The organism is Mucilaginibacter phenanthrenivorans (assembly GCF_024721155.1).
Lineage (GTDB): Bacteria > Bacteroidota > Bacteroidia > Sphingobacteriales > Sphingobacteriaceae > Mucilaginibacter > Mucilaginibacter phenanthrenivorans.
Genome location: NZ_JAHVAP010000001.1, coordinates 982,930 through 1,002,117, shown reverse-complemented (window position 1 = coordinate 1,002,117; position 19,188 = coordinate 982,930). Strand labels below are relative to the sequence as shown.

At 42.5% G+C, this 19,188-nt stretch carries 19 protein-coding genes; 8 read left to right on the top strand and 11 right to left on the bottom strand.

Annotated features, from left to right (window positions below; translation table 11 throughout):
* Positions 1-25 precede the first annotated feature (25 nt).
* The 3 genes from KXD93_RS04265 to KXD93_RS04255 form a co-directional block, all read right to left on the bottom strand.
* Positions 26-676, bottom strand: a complete 651-nt coding sequence (locus tag KXD93_RS04265) for a carbohydrate-binding protein (protein ID WP_258135622.1) — start codon at positions 674-676, stop codon at positions 26-28.
* A gap of 73 nt (positions 677-749) precedes the next feature.
* Positions 750-2,651 carry an OmpA family protein gene (locus tag KXD93_RS04260; protein WP_258135621.1) on the bottom strand — a complete coding sequence of 634 codons (1,902 nt, stop codon included), beginning with the start codon at positions 2,649-2,651 and terminating at the stop codon, positions 750-752.
* 169 nt (positions 2,652-2,820) lie between these two features.
* Complete coding sequence (locus tag KXD93_RS04255; RefSeq protein ID WP_258135620.1) at positions 2,821-3,444, bottom strand: 7-carboxy-7-deazaguanine synthase QueE; 624 nt, start codon at positions 3,442-3,444, stop codon at positions 2,821-2,823.
* A 174-nt stretch (positions 3,445-3,618) separates the two neighbouring features.
* Here KXD93_RS04255 and KXD93_RS04250 point away from each other — a divergent pair, with 174 nt between their 5' ends.
* The 4 genes from KXD93_RS04250 to KXD93_RS04235 all read left to right on the top strand — a co-directional run bounded on the left by KXD93_RS04250 (position 3,619) and on the right by KXD93_RS04235 (position 7,985).
* Positions 3,619-4,383, top strand: a complete 765-nt coding sequence (locus KXD93_RS04250) for a hypothetical protein (RefSeq protein WP_258135619.1) — start codon at positions 3,619-3,621, stop codon at positions 4,381-4,383.
* Positions 4,384-4,388: 5 nt separating this feature from the next.
* A complete protein-coding gene (locus tag KXD93_RS04245; RefSeq protein ID WP_258135618.1) occupies positions 4,389-4,721 on the top strand; it encodes a Rieske (2Fe-2S) protein in 333 nt (110 codons plus the stop codon).
* The gene (locus KXD93_RS04240) at positions 4,718-5,152 is read left to right on the top strand and encodes a hypothetical protein (RefSeq protein ID WP_258135617.1); all 435 of its coding nucleotides are present in this window, start codon (positions 4,718-4,720) and stop codon (positions 5,150-5,152) included. Before KXD93_RS04245 ends, KXD93_RS04240 begins: the two co-directional genes overlap by 4 nt.
* A gap of 64 nt (positions 5,153-5,216) precedes the next feature.
* On the top strand, positions 5,217-7,985 hold the full coding sequence (locus tag KXD93_RS04235; RefSeq protein ID WP_258135616.1) for a family 78 glycoside hydrolase catalytic domain: 2,769 nt from the start codon (positions 5,217-5,219) through the stop codon (positions 7,983-7,985).
* Positions 7,986-7,998: 13 nt separating this feature from the next.
* On the opposite strand, the gene KXD93_RS04230 is transcribed toward KXD93_RS04235, so the two are convergent.
* From KXD93_RS04230 to KXD93_RS04200, 8 genes are all read right to left on the bottom strand, one after another.
* Positions 7,999-8,880: a bifunctional 5,10-methylenetetrahydrofolate dehydrogenase/5,10-methenyltetrahydrofolate cyclohydrolase gene (locus tag KXD93_RS04230; protein ID WP_258135615.1), complete on the bottom strand. Its 882-nt coding sequence runs from the start codon at positions 8,878-8,880 to the stop codon at positions 7,999-8,001.
* 113 nt (positions 8,881-8,993) lie between these two features.
* On the bottom strand, positions 8,994-10,781 hold the full coding sequence (gene lepA, locus KXD93_RS04225) for a translation elongation factor 4 (protein WP_258135614.1): 1,788 nt from the start codon (positions 10,779-10,781) through the stop codon (positions 8,994-8,996).
* 36 nt (positions 10,782-10,817) lie between these two features.
* Complete coding sequence (locus tag KXD93_RS30600; protein WP_373417343.1) at positions 10,818-11,030, bottom strand: type II toxin-antitoxin system HicA family toxin; 213 nt, start codon at positions 11,028-11,030, stop codon at positions 10,818-10,820.
* Positions 11,023-11,241, bottom strand: a complete 219-nt coding sequence (locus KXD93_RS04220) for a type II toxin-antitoxin system HicB family antitoxin (RefSeq protein ID WP_258135613.1) — start codon at positions 11,239-11,241, stop codon at positions 11,023-11,025. Before KXD93_RS04220 ends, KXD93_RS30600 begins: the two co-directional genes overlap by 8 nt.
* Before the next feature lie 54 nt (positions 11,242-11,295).
* A complete protein-coding gene (locus tag KXD93_RS04215; RefSeq protein WP_258135612.1) occupies positions 11,296-12,966 on the bottom strand; it encodes a hypothetical protein in 1,671 nt (556 codons plus the stop codon).
* Between the two features lie 76 nt (positions 12,967-13,042).
* A complete protein-coding gene (locus tag KXD93_RS04210) occupies positions 13,043-14,899 on the bottom strand; it encodes an ABC transporter ATP-binding protein (protein WP_258135611.1) in 1,857 nt (618 codons plus the stop codon).
* A gap of 77 nt (positions 14,900-14,976) precedes the next feature.
* Entirely contained in the window at positions 14,977-15,540 is a 564-nt protein-coding gene (locus KXD93_RS04205) for a hypothetical protein (protein WP_258135610.1), read from the bottom strand.
* Positions 15,540-16,319 (bottom strand): SAM hydrolase/SAM-dependent halogenase family protein, encoded by a 780-nt coding sequence (locus KXD93_RS04200; RefSeq protein ID WP_258135609.1) that lies wholly within the window; start codon positions 16,317-16,319, stop codon positions 15,540-15,542. Before KXD93_RS04200 ends, KXD93_RS04205 begins: the two co-directional genes overlap by 1 nt.
* Before the next feature lie 99 nt (positions 16,320-16,418).
* Between KXD93_RS04200 and KXD93_RS04195 the strand changes: the two genes are divergently transcribed.
* From KXD93_RS04195 to KXD93_RS04180, 4 genes are read left to right on the top strand one after another with little or no spacing between them, the layout of a single operon-like run.
* Positions 16,419-17,378 (top strand): PhoH family protein, encoded by a 960-nt coding sequence (locus tag KXD93_RS04195; protein ID WP_258135608.1) that lies wholly within the window; start codon positions 16,419-16,421, stop codon positions 17,376-17,378.
* Positions 17,379-17,425: 47 nt separating this feature from the next.
* A complete protein-coding gene (locus tag KXD93_RS04190; RefSeq protein ID WP_258135607.1) occupies positions 17,426-17,776 on the top strand; it encodes a four helix bundle protein in 351 nt (116 codons plus the stop codon).
* An 18-nt stretch (positions 17,777-17,794) separates the two neighbouring features.
* Positions 17,795-18,751: a phosphoribosylaminoimidazolesuccinocarboxamide synthase gene (locus KXD93_RS04185; protein WP_258135606.1), complete on the top strand. Its 957-nt coding sequence runs from the start codon at positions 17,795-17,797 to the stop codon at positions 18,749-18,751.
* A gap of 54 nt (positions 18,752-18,805) precedes the next feature.
* Positions 18,806-19,183, top strand: coding sequence for an STAS domain-containing protein (locus KXD93_RS04180; RefSeq protein WP_073400249.1), 378 nt, complete (start codon positions 18,806-18,808; stop codon positions 19,181-19,183).
* Positions 19,184-19,188: the final 5 nt, after the last annotated feature.

The window sequence follows — 19,188 nt, the reverse complement described above, 5'->3', positions numbered from 1 at the left end:
AGCCTCTGGTTAATTCCGGAGGCTTTTATTTTTTAAATTCCAGGTAGTCGAAATTCATATTCCCATTAGCCACAATGTGGAGGGTGAGCATATGGATTCCCTTATTAATTCTTACAGTGGTTAATGAATCTGCTTTATTCCAATGATGCCATTGTCGCCACTTAACCGTGTCCTGGTCGTTATGAGTTGATGTTATCTTTAGATTTTTAGCTATCGCTTTGCCATCCAAATCAAGGGCGATAATTCCGTCACCATTGGCGGTGTACATTAAACCCACTCTGTAAGCTGCCGTCCGGTCTGCCTTTATCGTGTAGTTTATCCATTCGCCGGGCATTGTCCATCCAACGTACAGCTGATCCATTTTTGGGAATACTTTGCTATAAGGATTATTATCAATATCGTGCGATTTGGTATAGGAAATATCAACGCCCTCCTTCATTCTGAATTCGTTCAGATAACTGCCATTGGCCGGGTTAAGCTTACCGCTGCCATTGTTAACGCTGTCTGAATCATGATAAGCAACGCCCTCTCCGCCGAGATCATAAAACTCGCATTCAATTTTCCCGGGGATATGTTGCGGTTTACCTTGCCATGGTTTGCCGGAATAAGAAATTTGATAAATGAACGAACTTGAAATTGCTGCGACGATAAGGAGGAGAGGTAGGCGAATTTTCATTTTATATAATAAGTTGATCCTAAACGTAAACTATCCGCAATTCAACTAATCTCTGATCTCCAATCTCTAATAACTACTTCGCAATTATCTTAAACTCTGTCCGCCGGTTCTTTTTACGATCATCCTCGGTTGTATTTGGTGCAATAGGTTGGGTTTTGCCGTATCCTTTAAAAACGAGCCTGGAAGCCACAACCTTATTGTTTATCAAATAAAGATAAACTGATTTGGCGCGATTCTCAGAAAGCGTTTGATTAAGCTGATCGTTACCTACGTTATCTGTATGTCCTGAAATTTCGATGTGCAGGGTAGGGTTTACTGTTAAAAATGAAACCAATTGATCCAGTTCGGCAACCGACTCTGGTTTAAGATCAAATTTGTTGGTGTCGAAAAATATGTTGTTTAGAATAACCTTGTTGCCAATTTCTATCGGCTCCAATAAAACCGAGATGTTAAATGGATTTTTCGGTTCGTGCCCGATCAATGAAAAGTTAGCAGAGTAGAACAGGTACCCGCTTTTTGAAATATTGAGACCATAGTTTTTACCCGCTGTGAGTGTTGCTAAAAAGTCCCCCTGCTTTGCATCGCTATAGTCCTGGAACACTGCCTGGTTTTTCAGCAGGTCGATTATTTCAACGGCAGCCTCCAATGGCGCCTTAGTTTTTGCATCGTTAACAGTACCTTTCACATAAGTAACCTGGTGCGGGCGTAAATTAGGCGGCAGTTCAAACGTGTATATGTCGAATCCACCGTATCCATTTAAATTGTTCGATGAGAAAAATGCATAGGTACCGTTAGCAGTAAGGCTTAGCCCGTTTTCGTCGCCACTTGAGTTGATGGGGTAACCAAGGTTTTCCGGTTTTTGCCATTTGCCCTCCTTACTTAAGCGACTAACAAACAGATCTTTTCCACCTAATCCCGGCCATCCATTTGAGCAAAAGTACAAAGTACTGTCGTCGGGGTGAATGAAAGGCGATTGTTCATCATAAATGGTATTAATATTTGGCCCGAGATTTTCAGGATCTCCCCAACCTTTTTCAGAAAGAGTGGACTTCCAGATATCATAACCTCCATATCCGCCTTTGCGGTTACTCACAAAATACAGTGTTTTACCATCTGCACTTATCGATGGTTGTGACTCCCAACCCGTTGTATTAACCGGCGGACTTAAATCAAATGGCTTGCCCCAGTCATCGCCTTTTTTTTGCGCAATGTATATATCACAGCGCCCAAGGCCGTCAGGGCGGTTGCACCCGGTAAAAAATAAATATTTGCCATCCTGGGAAATGGATTCGGCACCTTCATTGTATTGCGGCGTATTTATCTGGTTGCTTAAATAGGTAGCGGTCTGCCATTTATTGTCGACTTTCATGCTTTTATAAAAGTCCTCGTTATTATTTATTTTGCGGGTAAATATCAGCATGCCCTCATCGGCAGTGGCCACCGGGAGATATTCATCATCAGCAGTATTAATTTCAGCCCCCATGTTAATTGGTTTAAACGGAACGGGGTGTGCAATTGCCTGTATGCTGAAGATACAATCGTTTATCAGTTTTTTTGCTTTGTAAATATCCTTGTCCTCAATATTAGGGTAGGTTAAATATTTTTGTAAATGCTCCTGCGCCCTGACATATTGGGCGTTGTTTATTTCCAGCTCGCCGGTTTTAAGGTATATTCCGCGACTAAATTCCGGGTTCAATGCAATAACCCTGGTATACTGATCAATAGATTCTTTGTACCTGCGCATCTGGCGCAACAAATCGCCTAAAACAGCGTGTGCTTCAACAAATTTATCGTCTTCCTGTATGGCTTTTTGCAAGTTTTCAACGGCCTCATCATAAAGATGGTCGTCTAAACTCGTGTTTGCCAGGGCGAAATATTTTATAGCGGCTCTATCGGTGGTAGAGTATTGCCTCTGTTGGGCGATTGTAAAAACGGATATTAATGATAACAGAACCGAGAAGACTAATACTCTCATTGGTTTTGATACGTGATTTCGTATCCTAAGTTACATTTTTTAATTAAGATATGAGATTTGAGACGAGAGATTTGAGATTATTTGCACTATAAATTAGAGCTTTAGAACTTTATTTGGTTGGTATTTAGTTTTTTGTCTCAAATATCAAATCTAACCTCTTAAATCTAATTTATGGGATATTAAGATACTTATGAGTTTGCAGGGAGATCTCCCATTGCGGGTTATTCATTACATATTCTACAATCAGGGGAATCATTTCCTTCGATTTGGACCATTCTGGTTGCAGGAATAATTTGCAGGTTGGCGAAACGAGTTTTGCATTCTCCTCGGCAAAAGCAAAGTCCGACTTGTTAAAAATAATCACCTTGAGTTCATCGGCATTTGCGGCTACCAAATGCATGGGAGATTTAAATTTTTTAGGGGACAGACAAATCCAATCCCAATTACCGGATAGGGGGTAAGCGCCTGAAGTTTCTATAAAAGTTTTGATGCCCGCTTTTTGTAATCCTGCCGTCAGGTAGTCAAGATTGTAGATCAAAGGCTCACCACCAGTTACCACTACAGCCTTCGACGGATGTTTAGATGCGTTTTTAATTATCTGATCAGCAGATGTTAGCGCATGAAGTTCAGCATCCCAGCTTTCCTTAACATCGCACCAATGGCAGCCCACGTCGCAGCCACCGAGCCGGATAAAATAAGCAGCTTTACCTGTATTGTACCCCTCGCCCTGTATCGTGTAAAATTCTTCCATTAATGGAAGCAACGTGCCATCTTCCGGTATCTGGTGTGCCATAATAGGCCGCAAAAGTACGGTTTTGAGCTCAAATCAGAAAGCGTTAAAGGCCGAAAGTAGAAAGCAGAAAGCAAAAAGCTAAGCCGCATTGCGTAAATTTACATTTCAGCTATAAAAAAGCTTTATTCTTTTGGCTTTCTGCTTTTTTCCTTATTATTACGTAAATTTTGCATTATGAAAAAACCTTACTTATTGGTTCTATTTTTCGTTTTGCTCTGCTTCTCATCGTGTGTCGACATTGAGGAGCAGTATAATTTCAAACAGGACGGTTCTTGCAACGTAGTTTATGGCTTTGATATGGGCAGCGCTGTCTCGGTGCTGATGAACCTTATGTCCGACTCGGTTAAAGCCACCCCGCAATTCTCGCTGGTTAAGGATACTACTTTAAACTTTTACACGGCCCTGCCAGACAGTACGCAACAGAAAATGAGTGTTGCAGAAGCCAATATGGCGAGGAGCAGCGACCTGTCCATAAAAATGAATCTCCGCAAAAACATAATGAAGGTAAGCGTAAATCACCTGGCGAAAAACTCGGCAGATCTTGAATATTACCTCAAACACATTTCAAAGATCCCGGTAAACAGCCAGCTTAAGGCTGTTGCGAAGGGGCAGAAGCCGCCATTGGGTATCGATGCGCAGCAATTGGTAGCAGGTGAAGATTACTATACCTATGAAATTACCCCCCACAAATTTTACCGCATTATAGACAAAGTTAAATTTAACGCATTTTTAAAGAAAACTTCGTCTGCATTTTCAATGGCTAAAGCCATGCTGATAGATATGCCATACAAGGTGGTATTGAATTTTGCAAGGCCGGTAAAAAGAGTAAATAATGCCAAGGCAATTGTGTCTGCCGACAGACGGCGCGTTACGCTGATCACTAACATGGATGATGTAATGAAAAACCCGTCATTAATGAACCTGAAGATCGATTTTTGACACTTATGAAGTGGTATTCATTTCCAGAAATTACGGACACCGATAAACCTTTCATCCAAAAAGTAAAAATAGCCGACAAAAGTATTTGCGTTGTTGGCTACGAGGGGAAGTTGTTTGCCGTATCGGCCATTTGCCCGCACCAGGGTTTTGATCTGAGCCTTGGATCGTGCGAAAACAATAAAATTATTTGCCCGGTTCATGGTTATTCATTTGATTTGCAAACCGGGAAGGGGGCGCAGGATTACATTAAAACGTACCCTGTTAAAATAGAAAATGGCGTAGTTTGCGTTGGCACAACGTCTGTTTGGGATGATATAAAACAATTATTTAATAAATGAACGCACGCGCAGTAGATTATATAACTGAAGACTTTTACGAATCGCTTAGCTTCCAGGACGCTGAGCAACCTGACCTGGAAACTGTTAGGGGATTGTTTTATGCCGATGGTTTGCTGGTAAATAATAGCTCCGGCAAGCCTGTAACCTTTACCACGGAAACGTTTTTACAAACCCTGGAGGCACAAATTGCAGATGGCACGCTTAAGCAGTTTATGCAGCGCGAACTATTTTCAAAAACAGATATCTTCGGAAAAGTAGCGCAGCGCCTGAGTGTATACGAATACAGCTTTGCCGATCACGAAATAGAAAACCTGCCGCGCGGAATCAACTATATCCAATACGTTTGGGTTGATGACAGCTGGAAAATCACGTCAATGGCCTGGAGTGATGAGAACGAGAACTATCAAATTCCTGCGGAATTTTTAAGCTGATTAGTGCCGGGATGATCAACAGCGGCCGTCATCAATTAATATCCTGTTTTTATTTATGATATAGATGAAGAAGCTCGTTGTTACTCTATTACTCCTGGTTATAACCGTAAGTTTATCGGCCCAAACTACCGTAACCAACCTAACTTGTGAGTATAAAGACGCCCCAATATTAGTAGACACTCAAAATCCCGCTCTGAGTTGGCAAATTAAGGGCGATCAGCGTAATTTAAAGCAAACAGCTTATAGAATTCTGGTAGCCAGCGATGCTTCGCTTTTGCAAAAAAACGTTGGTGATATTTGGGACTCAAAAAAAACATTGTCGCCGCAATCCCTTCAAATTCCTTTTGCGGGAAAGAAACTTGAATCCACAAAAGCTTACTATTGGAAAGTAATGGTTTGGGGCAATCTGCATCATTCGTCTGCCTGGAGCAAGGTTGGAAGGTGGCAAATGGGGCTGCTATCAAAATCAGAATGGAAGGGCGCCAAATGGATTGCGTATGAGAAATTGCCGGATTCGTTACTTTTAATTACAGGGCTTGAAGACACCAATGACAAACGGTTTAATGAGGGGAAAGATGTCTTGCCAATTATACGAAAGGAATTTACACTAAATAAAAAAATAAGCAAGGCAACAGTTTTTATAACCGGGCTGGGCCAATTCGATTTAAGTGTTAATGGCGAAAAGGTGGGAGATCATTTCTTAGATCCCGGATGGACAAAATATGATAAACATGCCCTGTATGTTGCATTTGATATCACTGATAAATTAAAGCAGGGTAAAAATGCGATTGGTGTAATGCTGGGAAATGGGTTTTATTATATTCCCGGCGAACGGTACCACAAGCTAAAGGGCGCGTTTGGCTATCCTAAAATGATCTGCCGGGTTGCCTTGCAATACGAGGATGGAAGCGAGGAAGATATCATCAGCGACCAATCATGGAAAACCGCGCCGGGGCCGGTAGTTTTTTCAAGTATTTATGGCGGGGAAGATTATGACGCAAATCTTGAGCAAAAAGGCTGGAGCCAACCTGGCTTCAACGACTCAAAATGGAAAAATGCAATTGTGGTTGACGGCCCTGAAAAGCTGGATATTCAAGCTGAAGAGCCGCTGAAAATATTTGAGCAGTTTTCGCCTATAAAAGTCTCTCAACCAAAGCCGGGGGTGTGGGTTTATGATATGGGGCAAAACGCTTCTGCCATTCCATTTATAACCGTGAACGGTAATAAAGGAGCGGTTGTTAAGCTAACGCCTGCCGAGCTATTGGATAATAAAGGCATGGTTACACAGGAAGCCGTCGGTACTCCTGTGTATTTTAATTATACCCTTAAGGGAAATGGAACAGAATCCTGGCACCCACAGTTTATGTATTATGGTTTTAGGTATATCCAGGTTGAGGGTGCGACGCCCCTGGGACAACTAAATACGAAACAGCTGCCTGTAATCCTGGCTTTAAAAAGTTTGCATACCCGCAATTCCGCTGCAGGCATTGGGACCTTTAAATGCTCAAATAATTTGTTCAATAAAACGTACAAGCTTATTGACTGGGCCATAAGAAGTAACACTGCAAGTGTTTTTACGGATTGCCCTCATCGCGAGAAGCTCGGCTGGCTGGAAGAGGCCCACCTGGTAGGGCCATCCATCAGGTATAATTACGACATAGCCACCTTGTGCCGTAAAGTGGTAAGAGATATGATCAACTCGCAAACCCCCAAAGGATTGATCCCCGATATTGCACCCGAATACGTTAAATTCGGTGGCGGGTTTCGTGATTCTCCGGAATGGGGGAGTAACGGGATCATAATGCCATATTACATATATCAATGGTACGGCGATAAACAAATATTGTCAGAAAGTTATGATATGATGGGGCGTTATGCAGCTTATCTGCAAAAAAGGTCAAAAGATAACGTACTCTATTTCGGCCTGGGCGACTGGTATGACCTGGGGCCGGAAGACCCGGGGGTATCACAATTAACACCACAGGGCATAACCGGAACTGCTATTTATCATTATGACCTTACCATTCTATCAAAAGTAGCCCGCTTATTGGGAAAGAATGATGATGCGATCAGATACTCCGTATTAGCCAACGAAGTTAAAACAGCTTTTAATAATACTTTTTTCAACAAATCAACCAAGCAGTACGGGGCCGGCAGCCAAACAGCAAATGCCATGGCTGTTTATACAGGTATTGTAGATCCGGCCTTTAAGGAGGCTGTTATTGAAAATATCGTGAAGGATATTCGCCAGCATAATAATGGACTAACAGCCGGAGACATAGGGTATAGATACCTTTTGAGAGTGCTGGATGATGCAGGCCGGTCGGATGTGATATTTGATATGAATAGCAGATCGGATGTTCCGGGCTATGGCTATCAATTGGCAAGGGGCGCTACTTCTCTCACTGAATCATGGCAAGGAGCCCCAAGTTCGTCAAACAACCATTTTATGCTTGGTCATTTAATGGAATGGTTTTACAGCGGACTAAGCGGCATCCGCCCGGATTCAAACGCTGTAGCTTTTGACAAGATAGTCATCAGGCCTGAACCCGTAGGAAATGTTTCATGGGCTACTGCAAGTTACTTATCTCCTTATGGCGTAATATCCAATAAGTGGAATAAGAACAGCAATTTATTCACCATGCAAACCACCATCCCAGTTAATACAACTGCTGTAATTTATTTGCCCGCCGGCAAAAATAGTTTGATGACCGAGGGCGGCAGGCCGGTGCATAACCGCAGCGATATAAAGTTGTTAAGATATGAAAACGGCAGAGCTGTTTTAGCTGTTGGTTCCGGCAACTATTCTTTTTCTGTGAAAAACAATAGATAAATCAAACAGCCGGTTATTTATAAACCTCCTTATTAGCCGAAGCCAATGTATTCTTCAACAAGCCGATGATGGTCATTAAACCAACGCCGCCCGGTACCGGAGTGATCCATGACGCTTTTTTAGATACATTCTCAAAGTCAACGTCCCCGTAAAGTTTAAAGCCCGATTTGGTAACGGTGCTGGTTTCGCGGTTCATGCCAACGTCAATTACTACAACACCATCTTTCACCATGTCAGCAGTAATGAAGTTCTTCTTGCCAATGGCTACTATAAGGATGTCAGCATCAAGCGTGAATTTTTTGATATCAGGTGTGCGGCTATGGCAAATGGTTACCGTACAGTTGCCCGGAGTGGTGTTGCGCGCCATCAGTATGCTCATGGGTGAGCCAACAATATTACTGCGGCCAACTACCACGCAATGCTTGCCGGCTGTTTCAATACCATATTCCTTCAACATCAAAGTAATACCATACGGAGTAGCAGGAATGAATGATGGCAGGTTACGCTGCATCCGACCCAGGTTAACAGGGTGGAACCCATCAACGTCCTTGCGATAATCGATCTTCTCGGTTACTTTCTCTGGATCAATGTGTTTTGGCAGAGGAAGTTGAACAATGATCCCGTCGATATCTGCATCGGCGTTAAGCTCTGCTACCTTCGCCAATAATTCTTCCTCGGTTACATCACCTTCATAACGTACTAAAGTTGATTTAAAACCTACAGCCTCGCAGTTTTTTATTTTACTGGCAACATAAGTTTCGCTGCCGCCATCATGACCAACAAGCACCGCAACCAAATGCGGCTTACGCCCGGTTTCGGCCAATATTTTAGCTGCTGATTCGGCTATTTCGCCTTTGAGTTTTTCTGATACGTATTTTCCGTCGAGTAAATTCATTTGCCCCTAACCCCCTAAAGGGGTAATAAATAGTTTAGCCCCCCAACCCCCTGAAGGGGGAGCAATAATTAAGATCGCGTTTTCAGCTCCCCCTTTAGGGGGCCGGGGGGCGATTAATCCAGTTTCAGCACTGCCATAAACGCTGATTGCGGGATTTCCACATTCCCAACCTGTCTCATGCGTTTTTTACCTTTTTTCTGTTTTTCCAATAGCTTACGCTTACGGGAAATGTCACCACCGTAACATTTGGCAGTAACGTCCTTGCGGAGAGCCTTTACGGTTTCGCGGGCTATGATCTTGGCGCCAATAGACGCCTGGATAATAATTTCAAATTGCTGGCGCGGGATCAACTCTCTTAATTTTTCGCAGATCTTTTTACCAAATTCGTAGGAGTTGCCCCTAAAGATCAATGATGATAAAGCATCAACCGGCTCCGCATTTAAGCGAATATCCAAACGAACTAAATCAGACCGGCGGTAACCTATCTGGTGGTAATCGAATGAAGCGTACCCTTTTGAAATGGTTTTTAACTTATCGTAAAAATCAAATACAATCTCACCCATCGGCATCTCGAAGATCAACTCAACGCGATCCGAAGTTAAATAGGATTGGTTTTTTATAAACCCGCGTTTCTGGATACATAGTGACATTACCGGCCCAACAAACTCCGACTTGGTAATGATGGTGGCCTTGATATAAGGCTCTTCCACATAATCTATCTTACTTGGATCAGGAAGATCAGACGGGTTGTTTACTACGATAGGTTCGCCTCGTGTTGTATAAGCGATATAGGATACGTTGGGGACCGTAGTGATCACCGTCATGTCAAACTCGCGTTCCAACCGCTCCTGGATGATCTCCATGTGCAGCATTCCAAGGAACCCGCAACGGAAGCCGAAGCCTAATGCCGCTGATGATTCGGGTTCAAAAACCAGTGATGCATCATTTAGTTGCAACTTAGCCATCGATTCGCGCAGCTCTTCATATTCATCCGTATCAACCGGGTAAATCCCGGCAAATACCATTGGTTTTACTTCCTCAAAACCCTGGATCCCAGACTCGCACGGACGGGCGATGGTAGTGATGGTATCACCAACCTTTACTTCTCTTGATTCCTTAATACCTGATATGATGTAACCCACGTCACCGGTTTTGATCACATCCTTGGGGAGCTGTTTTAATTTTAGCGTACCAACTTCTTCAGCTATATACTGTTTTTCAGTAGCGAAAAATTTCACTTTGTCACCCTTGCGAATCTCGCCGTTAACTACTTTAAAGTAAGCCACGATACCGCGGAACGAGTTATAAACTGAATCAAAGATCAATGCCTGTAAAGGCGCCTCCGGATCGCCGACAGGAGCAGGGACACGAGCGACAATGGCGCGTAAAATATCATGAACACCCATTCCTGTTTTACCGGATGCGGCCAAAATATCTTCACGTTTACAGCCGATGAGCTCAACTATCTGGTCTTTAACCTCCTCTGGCATAGCGCCGGGAAGATCCATTTTATTTAAAACCGGGATGATCTCCAGGTCGTTTTCTAAAGCAAGGTATAAGTTAGATATTGTTTGCGCCTGGATGCCCTGCGCTGCGTCAACTATTAGCAAAGCACCTTCGCAAGCTGCGATGGAACGGGAAACCTCGTACGAAAAATCTACGTGCCCCGGGGTATCAATCAGGTTTAGCACATATTTCTGACCGTCAAGCTCATAGTCCATCTGGATGGCATGACTTTTTATGGTGATGCCGCGCTCACGTTCCAGGTCCATATCATCAAGCAATTGTGCCTGCGATTCGCGCTGGGTGATGGTGTTGGTATATTCTAATAACCTGTCGGCAAGTGTGCTTTTACCGTGGTCGATATGTGCTATTATACAAAAATTACGAATGTGTTCCATTGAAGCGCAAAAATAGCTTTTTAGGGCGACATTTTGTTATTTAAAATCAGCTTCCGTTAGCGCTGATTGACGTAGGATGGAACGAAAGGTGCCGACAGGAATTTCCTTTCTATTTGCCGGAACGATTACCGTCAGGGTGATAGTGTCGACTTTCCTGAGCTTAATATGGCTCCCTTTTTGAGAAATAAAGATAAATCCATGATCACTCAACACTTTGAGTATATAAGACGATGAATAAAGTTTAGGCATATTTTAAAGTAGATCCGACGATTTCAGGCTTGTCGACAACTGTAAATTCCGGATGCTCATTATCTTCAAGGTATAATTCAAGTGCTTCCTGTAAATTAGCTAATGCTTCATCCCTGGTATCTCCAAAACTTGATATTTCAATATTTAAACACTGAGCAACAAAGTAATCGCCTTCCTTCCAAACTGCACTATTTATTTGAATCGTTTTCATGTTGTTCCTTTTTCAAATTTAATCATTTAACGCGCAAAAGCAAAATATTGTATTCTACTTCACCGCTTCCACAAAAACGGGAGTTTCACCCACCTCAACAGTAATTTTTCCACTTGAAGTATTAACCTGTTTTTTATCCATCACATCAGCACCAATCCTTAGATTGAAGACGTTTGCCTTAGCTGCATTTCCCAAATCAAGCGTGTATTTTCCCTTTCTGCCGGTTTCATCGGGAATGGTTAATACATACATGATTTTATCGCTCAATTTATATATATCCACCAGTGGATCGGTTTTGATGGTTTTTATATAATCATAATCGCCCATCAGTTTGGTGGTTTGCAAAATATAATCAGCAGCGGGTCGTCTTTTTATGCCCTCGGCGAGGCCGGAAGTGGCGTACTGGGATGAGCCACCGGCGTGGTCGTCGAACAATTGGTAAAAGAATACCCGCTTTATTCCATAGCGGATGTAAAGGAGGGAGGTACGCAGGATCCAGTCAGCCTGGCTGGCCAGCACCGTTTTTGAACCGATGGATTCGGCCCGTTGGTAGCTCCCTGAATTAATATCATAGCCGGTTTCCGTTACCCAAACTTCCGGGTGCTGCGGCATGCTGTTTGCGAGATTTACGAACTGGTTAGCCACCCCACCGGTTACCGATAGCTCGGGTGCTATACCTGTAGTCGGTTTCTTATGAACCCTCACATCGCCATCATTTGAATACAAGTGGTAATTGATCACATCAAAACATAAGTTAACGCTGCCGTCCTTTTTAATGCCGCGATTGGCCCTGCACCAATCTATCATCTTTTGTACAAATTTTATATCGGCAGTGGCCAGCCCGCCCATTACCACCTGCATATTTGGATCGGCGGCCTTCACCCCAACTCCCGGACCGAGCTTGCCCATGTTGCCGTCGTAAAAGGCCGACATATTGGCCGCATATTGTTCGGCGGTTTGGTGGGTTTCATCGCCGCCCCACCAGCGGTCGCGTTCGTTGCCGCATTCAATGTATTTTATCAGGCCTAATCCAACCAGTGGCTCGTTGGGAATGTCACCGGTCCAGCGTTTGCGGGTATCAACTTTAATTAATGATTTGTCTAAGCTCTTGTTGTAGCCATATCTCGCCGCCAATTGGAATGCTGCACGTGCCTGGTCGGCGTATGAAGCAGGATCATTTAAACTTTGGCCGTAGGGAACAGGGGTATTATCATCATCCTTTGAGCTGGCAGGATAAGTGTTCTGCAGCCATTCGGGGATGTTTTTCAGATCAGCCAAAACCAAAATGCCGTCCTGTTTACAGCGTTCATAAATTATATCCTCGTCCCAGCCGCCGTTGTTAGTGGGGTTAAAAGTATAGTTGCCTTTTGTAGTTTCCAAACGGTTCCAGTTGAGATAATGCCTTACAGCCGAAAAGGTCTTCACCAGCACCATATTGTCCTCGTAAATATGTTTTCGATCGCTGGGGCTACCCGGATTTTCCAGGAAATTCCATTCATAGGCATTGATGCCGAACATGTTTTTCAGCGGTACCGTGTTATTACTATGATCGACATTTATTTGAGGCTGATTTATTGCGTCTATCTTATTGGTATCAACAATTAACGCCGCCTTATTCAGATATTCCACGCTTTCAGCCGGGTGTGAGACTAAACTGCAATTGCAATCAATTAAGATGATTGAAGTAATTAATAAAATGGGCTTGTGGTAAATTCTCCAGTTCATGTAAATGTTTTAATTGCACTGTAAACATACTAACTCAGTGCGCGTGAAACAATTTAGGGGCGGAGATTTATACGCTTTATAGGAGCGGAGGTTCTGTAACTTTGGCGTTACCAACCTCAAACTGCAGCCCACTTAAATACCGGTAAAGCCCTTGCTCATTATCCATCAATTCCTGGTGACCGCCCGTTTCAATGATTTGTCCCTTTTCTAAAACAATAATTTTATCCGCTTCACGGATGGTTGAAAGGCGGTGGGCGATGATAATAGAGGTTCGGTTTTTCATTAACTCTTCCAAAGCTTCCTGCACCAAACGCTCCGATTCAGAGTCTAATGATGATGTAGCTTCGTCAAGAATTAAGATCGCCGGGTTCTTTAATAGGGCCCTGGCAATAGCAATTCTTTGCCGCTGGCCACCCGAAAGTTTTACGCCACGTTCACCAACTATGGTGTCATAGCCCTCTGGGAAAGAGGTAATAAACTGGTGTGCGTTTGCCCTTTGCGCCGCCTGGATAATTTCATCTTCGGTTGCACTCAGTTTGCCGTAAGCAATATTCTCCCTTATTGTTCCGCCAAAGAGCATTACATCCTGCGGCACAATAGCTACCTGGTTGCGGATGTCAGTTAAGGAATACTCAGCAGATGGTTTACCATCAAAGGATATTGCTCCGCTTTGCGGGTGATAAAATTGTAAAATCAAAGTTGCCATGGTTGATTTACCAGAACCACTTGGCCCCACAATGGCGACCTTTTGCCCGGCTGCAGCATCAAATGAAATTTCCTTTAATACTGTAAGTTCCGGTCGGGATGGGTAAGCAAAAATTACATCATTAAATGAAAGATTGCCTTCAATTTTTTGTTGAATGACGTTATCTATTTCATTGATGGAAACATCTTCGCCTTGCTCATCTAAAATCTCTAAAACACGTTCGCTTGCGCCAACTGCCTTTTGCATATTTGCATATAACTCGGGGAAGCTGCCCATTGATGCAGCCACAAATACACCATAAATAACAAATTCGGTTAACTGCCCGATAGTAAGTTCGTGGTGGCTAACCATGATTGATCCATACCAAATGATGGCTACAATAGCCCCAAAAAGGCAAAAAACAATAAACGAGGCAAATAACCCCCTGAACTTTGCGCCTTTCACGGCGAGCTTAACTACATCACGTAAATTTCCGTCGTATCGAGCTGCTTCATATGCCTCGTTCACAAATGCCTTAACGTTGGCAATTCCCTGCAGTGTTTCTTCAACAACTGTGTTCGATTCTGCCAGCTTATCTTGTGCCTGTCGTGAAAGCTTGCGGATAAATCGACCAAATAATACCGCAACCACTACTAAAACAGGTACTAACGCCAATAAGGTTAAGGTTAACCTGGGCGATACGATCACTAAAAAAGTAATTCCCCCTGTTAACAATATCAGCTGTCTGATCATTTCGGCAAGAGTGGTGGTTATTGCATCCTGGATTTGTGAAAGGTCGGCCGAAATACGACTGTTTAATTCACCAACCCTGCGGTTTGAAAAGAAATTCATGGGCAGCGTGATCAGCTTAAAATAGGTATCGCGTCGAATGTCAGCCAGGGATCGCTCCGCCACCTGTACAAACCAGATCACCCTGAAATAAGAAACAAAGGCCTGGAAAAACAAGATAACTAAAGCCAATAGTCCAATGCCATTTAGTGTGGCCGGTAAAAAGCCATATTTCTGTTTTCCTTGTGCCGCATCAATTAATGCCCCTAAAAACTGGGGGAATGTTAAGCCTGTCAAACTTGACAAAAACAGGAAGATCATAGCGGCAATAAACTTACCGCGATAGGGTTTTACGTACGAGAGTAGCTTTACTACCTGTTTTAAACTTTTACCATCTATTTTTGCTTTAGGCAATTCTGCCTCTGCTGCGTTACCACTGTTAAATCGTCCTCTTGCCATTTAAATATTATTCTCTGCCTTTTAAGACGATTGATCCTCCGAAACATTTTAATGAATTATAAAAACGAGGATAAAACTTAAGCCTTGCGACTGCTTTTGCGCGCTGCGGGCTTCCGTTTAACAGGAGTGCGTTTCTTTCTACGGATGAAAAGCAGCAATAGTATTATGGCGGATAATCCTATTATAGTTATAATTAAAGTGCTCCGGGTTTTTCCCTCTTGTTGTTCCTGTGCAGCGGCGTCGGCTTTCAGTAAGTCAATTTGTGTTCGCAGTTTATTTATGGTGGTCATATAACCAAGCACATTGGATTGGGTTTCCCTCGTATAGCTTATAACTTGCTTTTGCTGAAATGTGCGGTATTCCAGCAGTATTTTTAGCTCTTTATAGATCTCATTGTCGGTTTTAACAATATCCATCAAAATGTCATTGGAGCGGCGAATGTCCTTCTTGGTTTGAAAGCCAAAGATACCGGTATGTTTACTGAGGCTTGAATCATATTGCCCAAACTTTTGTGCACGTTGCGCCAGCATGGTATTTATTTTCTTGCGCTGAAGCTGGTAGGCAAGAGAATCGGCATTGTGTTGGGCTTGTACTGCCGAAAGTGTAAACGTTAATATTATAAGGAGAATAATACCTCTCATTATTCCATAAAATCAATAATCACACTATCACCCAAACCTAATCCAAGCAATCCGCTTGCGTTACCTTTATTGATCGCTATTTCCAGGTGGTCGCTAATGCCGAAGAGGCAGAGTTTCTCACCCTCGGGGACCTCGTTGTAGTGCCAGCTGAGGTGATTAATGGTTTCATTGCGTTTAAATGAAAGCATAAACTTGCGCCCCTGCTGTACGGTGTTAAAAAACTCCTTGGTAATATTGGTAATTACATTTTGGAACGAATCTATATAAATCACTACCCCTTTTATAAGGTTCTTTTCGATAACCGGCTGCAGGTTCATCTTTTTCTCGATGTCGCTTACAGGTAAACCTATTTGAGCAAGTGTTCCGCCTTTGGCAAGGTGACATGCGGCTTTTACGAAAATATCCGCCAGTGGAAAATGCAGGAATTTAAGGTCCTGCATGATGTTTATTTCCACAATTTCATCAGGATCGGTGTCGAACATCAGCGAAAAAATACCATTGTCGGCCCCTACAAAGTAGTGGTTTTTATATTTCATCGCCAGGTAGCGGGTTTCGGTATTAAATACCGTATCAATACCGATTAAATGTACCGTAGCCTCCGGAAAATAATAAAAACTATTTTTTAAAATGAACGCTGCCTGCTGTATATTGTAGGCGGCAACGCTATTGGTAATGTCAACAATATTTACTGTGGGCAATAATTTCAGGATGCTACCTTTAAGGGCAGCCTGATAAATATCCTTATCGCCCAAATCAGTAGTTAAAGTTATTATTGCCATTAATTTTTTAAATATTTATCGCTAATCTTGTGCAAGCAATTAGAGCTACAAATATTCAATTTTAATTCATAAAATTCTGCAACTAAAAATCAATTTGTATTGAACGAACTTAAATTGTCAATAGAACAAATCAACCCGGCAGTTTTGTGGGGACCTAATAATGATCACTTTGAGATCATTAAAAAACAGTACCCAAAGCTAAAAATAGTGGCCAGGGGTAATGAGGTGAAAATACTGGGTGATGACCATGAACTAACTATATTCCAGGAGAAATTTGAGCACCTGCTACAGCACGTGGAGAAGTATGAAAACCTGAATATAACCGACTTAGAGCGAATTCTCGGATCAAAAATAGATGCGCCAAAGGCCGCCGATCCGTCAGGCGATAAATTTGCCAGTGGTGAAGTTATCGTGTTTGGACCTAACGGAGTTATGGTAAAGGCGCGTACAGCCAACCAACGTAAAATGGTTGATTGTATCAATAAAAGCGACATCCTTTTTGCCATTGGCCCTGCGGGTACAGGTAAAACCTATACGGCAGTTGCCCTGGCAGTACGGGCACTTAAGAATAAGGATATTAAGCGTATTATATTAACCCGTCCGGCGGTTGAAGCAGGGGAGAACCTTGGGTTTTTACCGGGCGATTTAAAGGAAAAAATAGATCCGTACCTGCGCCCTTTATATGATGCGCTGGATGATATGATCCCGGCTGAAAAATTAAAATTTTACCTCGAGAATCGTACCATCGAGATTGCGCCACTGGCATTTATGCGCGGCCGTACTTTGGATAATTGCTTTGTGATTTTGGATGAGGCACAAAATGCCACAGATATGCAGTTAAAAATGTTTTTAACGCGTATGGGACCTTCTGCTAAGTTTATTGTAACCGGCGACGTTACGCAAATAGATTTACCTAAAAAGCAACAATCGGGCTTACATACAGCTTTGCGCATACTTACTGATATCAGTGGAATTGAAATTGTTTATCTTAGCGGCGAAGATGTTGTAAGGCACAAGCTGGTGCGGAAGATACTGGCTGCTTACGGGGATATACAGTAGTTCATAGTTGATAGTTCATAGTTCATAGCAGGAAGCAAAAGAGCAAAATGGCTTTTAGATTTGAAGATTTACAAGTGTGGCAAAAAGCTATGGACTTAGGTGAAGAAATCAACCAGTTAACAAAAACATTCCCAAAAGAAGAAACATATATTTTAACATCTCAAATAAAACGCGCAGCCGATTCGGTTATATTAAACATCGCCGAAGGCTCAACAGGACAAACTAAATCTATTTTTAAACTATTTTTAAGTTACTCACTACGGTCTGCAATTGAAGTGGTAAGTTGCTTGTTTATAGCAAGAAAAAGAAAATATATACAAGATGAACAGTTTACTGTTCTTTATAATGATTATGAAACTTTAGTTAAAATGATAACGTCGCTACGAAACTCTTTTTAACTCTATGAACCATGAACCATGAACCATGAACTAAAAGCAATAAAAGAAACACATTTTAACTTTCCGGGCCAGACCAGTTTTTACAAAGGCAAGGTGAGGGACGTATATACGATTAATAATAAATACCTGGTGATGGTTGTTAGCGACCGCATCTCCGCCTTTGACGTGGTGCTGCCGGAGCCAATTCCTTATAAAGGGCAGGTGCTTAACCAGATTGCTGCTAAGTTTTTATCCGCTACTGCCGACATCGTTCCAAACTGGGTGGTGAGCGTGCCTGATCCAAGCGTTACCATTGGCCGCATCTGCGAGCCATTCAAGGTGGAGATGGTGATCAGGGGCTATTTAGCTGGTCATGCCTGGCGTGAGTACAGTGCGGGCAGAAGACAAGTTTGTGGTGTGAGCTTACCAGAAGGACTTAAAGAAAACGATAAACTTCCCGAGCCGATCATTACACCAACTACCAAGGCATCGGTAGGGCATGACGAGGATATATCGAAGGAACAAATTCTTGCAAAAGGCATTGTGTCAGCTGAAGATTATGAGCAACTGGAAAAATATACGCGTGCACTGTTTCAACGGGGTACTGAAATTGCCGGCAAGCAGGGTTTGATTTTGGTTGATACCAAGTATGAATTTGGTAAAGCCGATGGTACCATCTATTTAATTGACGAGATCCACACGCCTGATTCATCACGGTATTTTTATAGTGATGGTTACAGCGAACGCCAGGAGAAGAACGAGCCACAAAAGCAGTTGTCAAAGGAGTTTGTGAGAAAATGGCTGATTGAAAACGGCTTCCAGGGAAAGGATGGGCAGGTTGTTCCATTAATGACTGAGGAAATAGTTCAGTCAATTTCTGAGAGATACATCGAGCTTTTTGAACAAATAACGGGGGAGAACTTTGTGAAACCCGGTGATGAAAACGTATTGGATCGGGTTGAAAAAGCAATAAATAATGAACTTACTGCCTTGTAATTTTTTATTTCTACACAAAATAATTATATCTTAGCTTTTTAATTAGAACAAAAAATGAAATTTACGGTTGACAAGCACGAAAAATATATTCTGTTAAAGCTGAATGAATCAAAATTAAATTCATTGATCACTCCTCAGCTTAAATCTGAATTAATTTTGATCAATACAGAAGGTCAACGAAATATTATTTTTGACCTTTCACAAGTGAAATTTGCTGATTCATCAGGCTTAAGCAGCTTGCTTGTTGGTCACCGTTTGTGTAAAAATGCTTCAGGTACCTTTATCCTAACTGGTTTAAACGAACCTGTCGCCCGTTTGATCACTATTTCACAGCTTGACAGCGTTTTATCTATCGTTCCTACCTGCGAGGAAGCCATTGATTTGGTATTTATGGAAGAGATAGAAAAAGAATTAAAGAAGGAAGCAAAATAAACAAT